Below are 9,077 nucleotides of genomic sequence, written 5' to 3'. Positions count from 1 at the left end.
ACGGGAAGGGGTATGCCGCGACGAGCCTCGCGGATAGCCGACATGAAGCCCCTTTTTGGCTCCAATCCGACCTAACGGCTCCTTATCGGACGGATGCGTGCGCTTCGTTCTGCCTCATGGACGGCCGGCGAGGGCACGTGCGGGTGCTGCGGCCGACCGCTTACCCGATTGACCCACCCGAAATGCCTGAAGCGAAGGGCCAGCGCGCTTGACCGCGACATCAACTCCGGACGAGTCGTCCCGGCCGGGCCCCGGTGGCCTCACCGTTTTCGTAGGTCACTTCACCGGCGACCAGCGTTGCGACGTAGCCGACAGCCTTCTGCACGAAGCGGCGGCCCCCGGCCGGCAGGTCGCGGATCAGCGCGGGCCGGCGACAGCGCAGGTTTGCGAAGTCGATTAGATTCAGGTCGGCTCGGAGACCCGGCTCGATCCGGCCACGGTCGCGCAGGCCGTACGCGGCCGCGGTGTCGGCGGTCTGGGCCTTCACGAGCCAGGGCAGATCGAGCTTCGGTCCGCGGCTGCGGTCACGGCCCCAGAGCGACAGCAGCGTCGTCGGGAAGCTCGCGTCGCAGATGATGCCCGAGTGCGCGCCCCCGTCCGCCAGGCCCACGAGGGTGCGGGGGTGCTCGAGGAGATGGCGCTGTGCTTCGAGGTCGCCCGTGTCGTAGTTGAAGATCGGGTAGTAGACGAGGCCCCGTCCCTCGTCGGCGAGGAGCCGGTCGCAGAGGATCTCGACGGGATGGCGTCCCTGCTTCTCGGCGATCGCTGCGATACTCGCCTCTGGCGGCGGTTCGTAGTCGGGCGTCGCGTCCACCTCGAAGAAGCAGTCGTAGGCGCCGAACACATGCTTGGGGTCGCCGGCAGCGTCGATCAAGCGCGCTCGAAAGGCCGGCTCGCGCAGGGCCTCGACGCGCGCATCGTGCTCCTGGGGCAGGGCCTGCCAAACCGGGTTCAGCAGGAAGGGGCTCAGGGTGCCGTCGATCGAGAACAGAACGCCGATCGGCCGCACCGCGACCTGGGCCGCGATCGGCAGCCCTTCGTTCGCCGCGCGCTCGACGCGTTCGAGCACGGCCAGGTATCCCCCCTTCTTGTTCTGGTTCAGCGACAAGTAGGTGGGCGCGCCGGTCTCGGCGATGCGGCGGAAGACCGCAAACTCGGCCTCGAGGTCGTCGTAGTCGGACACGACCTCGAAGGCGCCGCGACCGCACGCGCGCATCGCGTTGGCGATGCCGATCAACTCCTCCCCGGCGGCACCGAGCATCGGCGTGGGTTCCCCCGTGCTGGTACGGTGGTTCAACGTGCGCGAGGTCGAGAACCCGAAGGCGCCCGCCTCGACGCCTTCCCGCACGAGCCGGCCCATCTCGGCGATCTCTGCCGGTGTCGCGGGCTCGCGCCGCGCTCCGCGCTCGCCCATGACGTAGAGCCGCACGGGTCCGTGGGGCACCAGGACCCCGACGTCGACATCGCGCGGCCGCGCGGCGAGCAGGTCCAGGTATTCGGGGAACGACTCCCACTCCCAGCTGAGCCCCTCGTGCAGCGCGGTGCCCGGAATGTCCTCGACCCCCTCCATGAGCTCTACCAGGCGGTCACGATCTTCGGCGCGGCAAGGTGAGAAACCCACACCGCAGTTGCCCATCACTACGGTGGTGACGCCGTGCCAGGCCGACGGTGTGAGTTGCGAGTCCCACGTCGCCTGCCCGTCGTAGTGGGCGTGGATGTCGACGAAGCCGGGGGTCACGAGCAGGCCGGTCGCGTCGATGTCGCGTCGAGCAGGTTCGTCGAGCCGGCCGATCGCGGCGATCTTGCCGTCGCTCACGCCGACGTCGGCCGTGCGCGGCGCCGCGCCCGTTCCGTCGATCAAGGTCCCGCCCCGGATGCGTAGATCGAACATGACTCGCCTCCTGGTCCGTGAGAAGCCTACTGCTCCCGAGAGCGGTAAAGCAACACCGGAAGCGGATAGGTGTTCGGGTTCAGAGACGGTTGGACCAAATAGGTCGATGAAATAAGAGACACTCCCGGCCGCAAACGGAAGGAGAATCCGATGGGAAAGGGACAAAGCGCGGAGAAGGTCGTCCGCGACATTCAGCGCAAGACACGCCGTCGTTTTTCGGCGGAAGAGAAGATCCGCATCGTCCTCGAAGGACTGCGTGGGGAAGAGAGCATTGCAGCTCTGTGCCGCCGCGAGGGGCTCGCTCCGAATCTCTGCTACCGCTGGTCCAAGGAGTTTCTGTAGGCCGGGAAGAAGCGTCTTGTGGTCGACACGAAGCGCGAGGCGAGCGCTCCTGAGGTGAAGGGTCTGCAGGATGAGAACGACTGCCTGAAGCACGCTCTTGCGGAGACGGTGCTGGAGAATCGGTTGCTCAAAAAAACGTGCTGGGCTCCGGCTCGGACGACGGTACGTGCGATTGAAGGCGGCGGAGAAGCGACAGGTGATCCGCCTGGTCGAGGGCTCGGGTCTGTCTGTGCGTCGCACGCTGCGAGAGATCGGCGTGAGTCGCTCCAGCGGATAGCCGACATGAAGGCGCACGGGGCGGACGGACATCCTGACCTTCCACTTGCCCGACGTGGATGATCAGGCCGTGTGCCAGAACGGCTGCGCCATCGACGGCGCCTCCGTGCGGCCCATCTGCACCTCCTGAGGGCTAGGCGCCCTTGGCGAGGCGCTCGACGATGGCCGCGTACTCCGGCCTCGCCTCCCGGAGCGGCGCCATGCTCGCTCGCATGTCCTCGGTCTGGCCGAGACAGAGCAGGGCGAGGGTGAAGCGAAGGCCGTCCTCGGCGTCCTGCAGGTTCATGCGGAAGGGGTCGTGGAGCATCGGGATCTGCTCGCGCAGCTCCGGCTCCCGGCTCCATGCGAACACGGTCCCGAGCCCCAGGTAGGCGCCGATGAAGTCCGGCTGCACCTCGATGGCTTGCTTGAAGGCGTCCATCCCCGCGCTCAGGTCGCCCTGCTGCGCGAGCATCCGCGCCAGGTTGCTCCAGCCCGGGGGGCTCTTGGGGTCCAGCGCCAGCCCCTGTCGGGTCGCCGCGACGGCCGCCGGCAGATCCTCGAGCACGCCGCACACGACGCCGAGCATGAACCAGCCCGGCGGGAAGTCGGGGGCGATCTGGGTGACGGCCTCAAGGTTTCCGCGCGCGTCTTCGTTGCGGCCGAGCTCGAGCAGCCCGACGCCCTGGTTGAAGCGCGCCTCCATCATCTCCGGGTTCAGGGCGAGGGCCTGGCCGAAGGCCGCCAGGGCCTCCTCCGTTTGCCCCACCTGGTCGTAGGCGACGCCCAGGTTGTAGTGAGCCCACGGGTCGTCGGGGGCGCTCTCTACCTGCTCACGCATCTTATCGACTTTGCTGGCGTCCACGGCAGAGCGTCCTGTGCTCGGGTGTCCTTGGACGATGATAGCGGATAGCCGACATAAAGCCCCTTTTTGGCTCCAATCCGACCTAACGGCGCCTTATCGGACGTATGCGTGCGCCTCTTTCTGCCTCATGGACGGCAAATAGGCCGTTCATCCTTCCGACCTTCGTCGAGGCCTGGTTTCCCAGCGGGCGATCCGTCCTCGACAACGGCGGCTTCTTCGTCGTGAAGTTGCCGAAGAGGGGCGTCGGTCCGCGGGGGGTCCGTGCGCTCTAGGTCGCGCGCCCCCGTCCCTCGAGCCTTGCGTGTGCCGCGAGGCAGTCGGGAACCCGATCCGGGTTTCGGGCTCGAGCGATCGCGTCTCGAGCTAGGCCGGGGCGTCCCGTCGCGCCAGGACGACCCGCAAGACGTTTTCAATCGGAGTGCGGCGGTCTTGCTCGGCGGCGATGCGCTCGAGGCCCGCCGCGACGTCGTCGACTTCGGCGTCGCCGAAGTTGGCCATCACCCAGGGATCCTGGCGTACGTTGTCGAGATTCGGTCGGTGCAGGGTGGCCATCTGGGCGGCGGGGATTCCGGGTTCGACCGCCCGCGAGTCCGTGATCGCGTAGCCGGCATCGCGCGCCAATCCTTCCAGGGATTCGCCGATGTACATTCGTTGGCCGTTCTGCGCCTGCACTCCGTCGATGATCTCGTAGTAGCGCGCCAGCGTGGGGTCGGTGGAGGAGAGCCGCTCGAGTTCGATCAGCACGAGGATGCCGCGGGGCCGCAGGGCCTCACGCCAATAGCTCAGCGTGGCGATCGGATCGGGGAGGTGGGTGAGGAGAAAGCGGCAGAACGCGAGATCGACGCCTCGGATCGGGAGCGCGGCCCCCGCAACGTCTTGCTCGACGAATTCGACCGATCCGGGAATCCGTGCCCTTGCCTCGGCGCAGAAGGCCGCGGAGCGCTCGTAGCCCACCACGCGCCCCGCCCGGCTGATTTCAGCGACCAGCTCGGTCGTGTATCCGGGTCCGGCGCCGAGATCGATCGCGGTGCCGACGGGGGTTCCGCAGGCAAGACAGGCTCTCTCGAGCGCTTCTGTGCTGAGCGGGCGGTAGAGAGAAGCGAGACGACGGAGTCGCTCGGACGCCGGTCCCTGGTCGCCGAAGGTGTAGCGGGGCGCGGCCCGTTCGCTCTTGCCCATACCGCGTGACGATAGCGCACACCTCTCGCTGGGTCACCCACGGTAGGGTCGATCGCATTGGACCATCGCGACCGCCTCGCCCCGGCCTGCTCGAGGGAGGAAGGCAGCGAGCACGTCTGCGTTTCTCAGGGCCCCGTGTCGATGTCCGGACACGCCGTGAGCAGGTAGTAATCCTGCTTCCGAACCTTCTCCTTCCAGAGCGGGCGCCGGCCGTCGTCCTTGGAGTACGGCGGCTTGAAGACGCTGCAGTAGCGAATTCCTCCCACCGTCAGCTCGTCAACCACGCTGCGAGCTCCGACGGGAAGCGTGAATTCCTCGTCCATCGCGCCGTCGCCCCGGCACAGAACGCTCACGCCGCTCTTGCGGATCTTGCGGATCTTGATCCGGTCGCACGGAGCTCCCGGGCTCCCGTTGTAGCCCCAGCCTTCCGCGCCCTCGGGGAATCCCCTCCCTCTCCAGTCCGATGCCGGCAACGGGATTCGCTCGCATGGCGTCGCTTGTCCGAGGACGCAGCGCCGTCAGGTGCCACCCGCGGTGCGCGGATCGTCGTCACTGCCCGGTTGTGGCATGACGAGAGCCCCTCGTACTACGGGCCGAGAAACGGATCGCATGCTCACGAGAGCGCGGGTTGCCTCGCGCACCTTGGCGAATCCGACCCGCGCAATGACTGGCAGGTCGACACGGAATTCACCTTCCGTGCAGACCGACGGCTCGGCCCCGTCGCAGCTCCATGCGGATAGCCGACATAAAGCCCCTTTTTGGCTCCAATCCGACCTAACGGCGCCTTATCGGACGTATGCGTGCGCCTCTTTCTGCCACGCGAGGAGCGCCATACCATCCGCAAACGCAGGGGAAGATCGAGCGCTACCACCGGTCGATGAAGAACGTGGTGAAGCTGGAGAACTACTACAGTCCGTGGGAGCTCGAGCGTGCGATCAGTCGCTTCGTCGAGCACTACAACCATCGGCGCTACCACGAGTCACTGGACAACGTGACTCCTGCCGATGCCTATCATGGGCGGCGCACCGGGATCCTGACGCGCCGAGAACAGATCAAGAAGAAGACAATGGCTCGTCGTAAGCGACAGAATCTACGAGCTGCGTAGGCGGACAAACGTGCCGGAAGTGTCTCTTGTAAATCAGGCCCACTGATCCCGACGTCTTTGACGACGTACACCTGGGCATCGGCGTGGTCGACGTCGGGAGTCCGCGAGCCCTCCTCCGGTGAATCCTTGAAGGAACCTCGCTCGAGGCTCGGCGGCGAATCGCGTCTGTCGCTCGACGAGCGGCCCCCGAGACGAAGAAATCGTCCTTACGATGGCGATCATCCCGACGTCTAGACGCAGACGCGCCCGGTGATATGCTCCGACGGTTCCGGTCATGCCATCGGCGATCAGTCAAACCAGGAGGGATGGATCATGAAGAGCAGCATCTGGACAGCAACCCGGGCGGCAGCGCTGTTTCTCTTTCTCGCACCGGTTCCGGCCTCGGCGGGCGACGATCCGGGCGAAACGTTGATCCGCTCCTTTTTCGACGCCTCGGCGAAAGGGGACCACGCCGTCGTCGAGCGGATGCTCGCCGAGGGCTTTCAATCCGTTCACACCGACGGGGTGCGAAACCGCAAGGGTGAATTGGACCTGATCCGCGACATGAAGACGGGGTCGCCCACCCTGGCCAACTTCAAGACGACGAGAAGCGGCCCCGCACTCGTCGTCACCTTCCAGGTGGATGCGCTCGACGAAGTCATCGGCGGCAAGTCGGTGGCTCGCGGCTCCCATGAACGAATGGCCGTCTGGCTGGAAACCGACTCCGGCTGGAAACTGATTGCCTACGCAAACCTGGCCCCCCTGAAGGATTGAGCAGATGCCGAGAGACTCTGTGAAGGCGGCGCTCCGACGGTGTCGTCTCTGGGTTCTTCCCCTCGCCGTGGCGTTGGCGGGGTGCGGCGACGATGGTTCGGACGCAGAGAACACGATCCTGGCGGGACTCGATTTCCCCACGGACTGTGAGATCGGTCCCTGCAAGGCGACCACGACCCAATACGACGGCTTCGGCGAATGGCCGCTGTACACTGAACAGAAGAAGGAAAAGACCTACCTCTACGACGCCGAAACCCTGCGGGGACTCGGCTTTGCGGTGGTGGCAACGCCGTTTGCCCTTCAGTTGCCGACCCACATGAACAGCCGAGACGAATACATTCGTGCCGTCATCAACGACGCGGATTGCGGGCGACTGGATTGCAAGGAGTCCTTTGGTGAAGACTCCCTGGGGATGTGCTTCGAGCTCGAGGACGGAAGCCTTCTCATTCCCCAGGAATTCTGCGGGGGGAATGGCTGGCCGCGAGAGGAGCCCTCCAACTGGGGCAACGCCGCGTGGCCACCTTCCCAGTGGGACGTCCAGAACGACTGCCCCGGTATCGTTCCTGCCTATTCCTCCGGCGAGCGGGGGCTGATCGGCTTGTGTCGAAATCCGCACCCGAATTGCAAAGCGCTCTGCACGTTGGTGAACCTCGTCGACGATGAGCCCAACTGGCTCGATCTGACTCGAGAGGTCAACATGCAGAAGTTCATCGATGCGGGATCCTGCCCGCCCATTGACGACATCGAGAAGCCCGGCACCTATGTGAACCCGAGCGACCAGAACTTTCAGGTTTCCTGCTCGATGGGAAAGCAACCAAACTGGTGCACCGGCAAGAACATGCACTTCGACGGCATCAACGACAGACCGACCGGGACCGTCGTCACGTACAAGACGGTGCATTGCAACAAGAACGGGTCTCGATCGGTCGGCAATCTCGGCCCCAAGCCCGTCCCCCCAGCGCCGCCCCAAACCGGTCAACTGGTCATCGATTACTTGAGCAGCCGTGGATTTTCCGCCGTATCCTGCCAGGCGTCTGGCTTCGCGACGGCAACCTCGATCAACAGCGGCACGTCCGCGCCCGTCCTTGGCTCGGCAACCGCCGCGTCCGTCAGCTGCTACAATTCCCCGACCATCCAATTCACCCACGATGTCGAGAACCAGACCTGGAGTGGACCACCGGGCTACACCGGCGCGTGCACACCGATAGCGACCGTTACGGGCGCCTACGAGTGCACGGTCCGGGACCCGAGCTGACCCAGGCGACGCGCCCCCGGCGCGCCGCCCGACAGAGCCATCGAACAGCGATCGAATCTGCGCGCGTTGGCTAGCGCTTGTTCATCCGCAGCCGCGGATAGCCGACATGAACGGCTGGTTCAACGAGGCGCCCTGGACCTAGTCCAGATGCGTCCGCAAGGCGGCCAGCACATAGTCGGAGCCGGAGCGCTGTTGATAGTTCTCCGACTGATCCATCCAGAGAACCTTGCCCTCGCCATCGATGAGGAGCGAGGTCGGTACCGGCAGCGCCTCCGCACCGCGAAGGGGGCCAGAGTGGATGCCCTGATTGCGCAGTCCGCAGGCGAAGTTGATCTTGCCGGCAACGCGCGCGCCGACCAGCTCGTCGGGACCCTCGATCACCTCGCCGACGAATTCGTGGCCGAGGATTCCGCGAAAACCCATATAGCCCGCGAGAATCTGCAGGTCGGTCGAGCAGATCCCCGCCAGCCGCACCTCGACCAATGCCATCCCGGCACCGAGAGCCGGCTCCGGATGGTCCTCCACGACGCTGGCGCGCCGACCGTCCCATACAAAGGCTCGCACCCGCAGGAGGTTAACCCAGAAATCTCACCAGCGAAATCGTCCCAGGGCCCGGCCGCATCAACGCACGGCGCGGCCGGAGAGGCTACGCAGCATCTCATCCACCGAAACGCTCTGCGAGAAGAGGCCCACCGCGTGGGCCAGTTCCGCCAGGGCCGTGTACCATTGGGTGGCTGTAGGAAACATGAACGGCCTATTTGCCCAGGTCGCCGGGTAGCCGCCAGCGTGAAGCCTCGAGCCAGGTCGAGTTTTCGGGACAGAGCCGCCGCGGCGTAGCCGCTGGGCGGCACCGTGGGTCGAAGAAGAAGCAACTAGGGCTGTTGCACGACCTCGCTCGCAACTTCATCGTAGAGCTCTTGGCGGGCAAAGGCCCCTTGCCTGCCAAGCTGGTTGCCAGGCCGCTCAGCGACGCCGGCGTTGCCGTAGAGGTGCGCGAGGGGCGGTATTCCTTCAGCCTCGCAGGGCGCGACTACAACGAAGAGACTGGGACATACCTTCCCATGATCCTGCGGCATTTCGGAGAGTTCTTCCCATGGGTGTACGTCGTCAAAGACGTTTGGATCAGTGGGCCTGATTTCTAAGGGACACTTCCCGCACGTTTACCCGCCTACGCAGCTCGTAGATTCTGACGCTTACGACGGGACATTGTCTTTTTCTTGATCTGCTCGCGGTGCGTGAGGATCGCGGTGCGCCGCCCATGATATGCATCGGCTGGAGTCACGTTGTCCAGTGACTCGTGGTAGCGGCGGTGGTTGTAGTGCTCGACGAAGCGACCGATCGCACGCTCCAGTTCCCACGGGCTGTAGTAGTTCTCGAGCTTCACCACGTTCTTCATCGAGCGGTGATAGCGCTCGATCTTTCCCTGCGTTTG

10 protein-coding genes and 2 pseudogenes are annotated in these 9,077 nt (G+C 65.3%); 5 read left to right on the top strand and 7 right to left on the bottom strand.

Features of this window, described 5'->3' with window-relative positions; translation table 11 throughout:
* Window positions 1-220: 220 nt before the first annotated feature.
* Window positions 221-1,891 (bottom strand): amidohydrolase family protein, encoded by a 1,671-nt coding sequence (locus P8R42_15730; protein MDG2306063.1) that lies wholly within the window; start codon window positions 1,889-1,891, stop codon window positions 221-223.
* Window positions 1,892-2,041: 150 nt separating this feature from the next.
* Here P8R42_15730 and P8R42_15725 point away from each other — a divergent pair.
* Window positions 2,042-2,504 (top strand): annotated as a pseudogene (locus P8R42_15725) (transposase).
* Window positions 2,505-2,642: 138 nt separating this feature from the next.
* Here P8R42_15725 and P8R42_15720 read toward each other — a convergent pair.
* From P8R42_15720 to P8R42_15710, 3 genes are all read right to left on the bottom strand, one after another.
* Complete coding sequence (locus tag P8R42_15720; protein MDG2306062.1) at window positions 2,643-3,329, bottom strand: tetratricopeptide repeat protein; 687 nt, start codon at window positions 3,327-3,329, stop codon at window positions 2,643-2,645.
* Window positions 3,330-3,716: 387 nt separating this feature from the next.
* Window positions 3,717-4,532 (bottom strand): class I SAM-dependent methyltransferase, encoded by an 816-nt coding sequence (locus P8R42_15715; protein MDG2306061.1) that lies wholly within the window; start codon window positions 4,530-4,532, stop codon window positions 3,717-3,719.
* A gap of 125 nt (window positions 4,533-4,657) precedes the next feature.
* A complete protein-coding gene (locus P8R42_15710) occupies window positions 4,658-5,005 on the bottom strand; it encodes a hypothetical protein (GenBank protein MDG2306060.1) in 348 nt (115 codons plus the stop codon).
* A 347-nt stretch (window positions 5,006-5,352) separates the two neighbouring features.
* Between P8R42_15710 and P8R42_15705 the strand changes: the two are divergent.
* From P8R42_15705 to P8R42_15695, 3 genes and pseudogenes are all read left to right on the top strand, one after another.
* Window positions 5,353-5,637 (top strand): annotated as a pseudogene (locus P8R42_15705) (integrase core domain-containing protein).
* A gap of 312 nt (window positions 5,638-5,949) precedes the next feature.
* Window positions 5,950-6,390, top strand: coding sequence for a nuclear transport factor 2 family protein (locus tag P8R42_15700; GenBank protein ID MDG2306059.1), 441 nt, complete (start codon window positions 5,950-5,952; stop codon window positions 6,388-6,390).
* A gap of 4 nt (window positions 6,391-6,394) precedes the next feature.
* On the top strand, window positions 6,395-7,645 hold the full coding sequence (locus tag P8R42_15695) for a hypothetical protein (GenBank protein ID MDG2306058.1): 1,251 nt from the start codon (window positions 6,395-6,397) through the stop codon (window positions 7,643-7,645).
* A 138-nt stretch (window positions 7,646-7,783) separates the two neighbouring features.
* Here the strand turns inward: P8R42_15695 and P8R42_15690 are convergent, their stop codons facing one another.
* Both P8R42_15690 and P8R42_15685 read right to left on the bottom strand, forming a co-directional pair.
* Window positions 7,784-8,209, bottom strand: coding sequence for an alcohol dehydrogenase catalytic domain-containing protein (locus P8R42_15690; GenBank protein MDG2306057.1), 426 nt, complete (start codon window positions 8,207-8,209; stop codon window positions 7,784-7,786).
* 57 nt (window positions 8,210-8,266) lie between these two features.
* The gene (locus tag P8R42_15685; GenBank protein MDG2306056.1) at window positions 8,267-8,392 is read right to left on the bottom strand and encodes a hypothetical protein; all 126 of its coding nucleotides are present in this window, start codon (window positions 8,390-8,392) and stop codon (window positions 8,267-8,269) included.
* Window positions 8,393-8,526: 134 nt separating this feature from the next.
* Between P8R42_15685 and P8R42_15680 the strand changes: the two genes are divergently transcribed.
* Window positions 8,527-8,787, top strand: coding sequence for a hypothetical protein (locus tag P8R42_15680; GenBank protein ID MDG2306055.1), 261 nt, complete (start codon window positions 8,527-8,529; stop codon window positions 8,785-8,787).
* A gap of 26 nt (window positions 8,788-8,813) precedes the next feature.
* Here the strand turns inward: P8R42_15680 and P8R42_15675 are convergent.
* Window positions 8,814-9,077, bottom strand: a 264-nt coding sequence (locus P8R42_15675) for an integrase core domain-containing protein (protein ID MDG2306054.1), incomplete at its 5' end; no start/stop codon positions are given.

This window comes from Candidatus Binatia bacterium (assembly GCA_029243485.1).
Lineage (GTDB): Bacteria > Desulfobacterota > Binatia > UBA12015 > UBA12015 > VGTG01.
The sequence above is the reverse complement of the archived record's forward strand: the minus strand, read 5'-3'. Positions and strand labels throughout refer to the sequence as shown.

Coding starts and splice junctions, on each gene's coding strand:
- P8R42_15715 (MDG2306061.1), bottom strand. CDS start 4,532: ATGGGCAAGAGCGAACGGGCCGCGCCCCGCTACACCTTCGGCGACCAG.
- P8R42_15730 (MDG2306063.1), bottom strand. CDS start 1,891: ATGTTCGATCTACGCATCCGGGGCGGGACCTTGATCGACGGAACGGGC.
- P8R42_15700 (MDG2306059.1), top strand. CDS start 5,950: ATGAAGAGCAGCATCTGGACAGCAACCCGGGCGGCAGCGCTGTTTCTC.
- P8R42_15695 (MDG2306058.1), top strand. CDS start 6,395: ATGCCGAGAGACTCTGTGAAGGCGGCGCTCCGACGGTGTCGTCTCTGG.
- P8R42_15685 (MDG2306056.1), bottom strand. CDS start 8,392: ATGTTTCCTACAGCCACCCAATGGTACACGGCCCTGGCGGAACTGGCC.
- P8R42_15720 (MDG2306062.1), bottom strand. CDS start 3,329: ATGCGTGAGCAGGTAGAGAGCGCCCCCGACGACCCGTGGGCTCACTAC.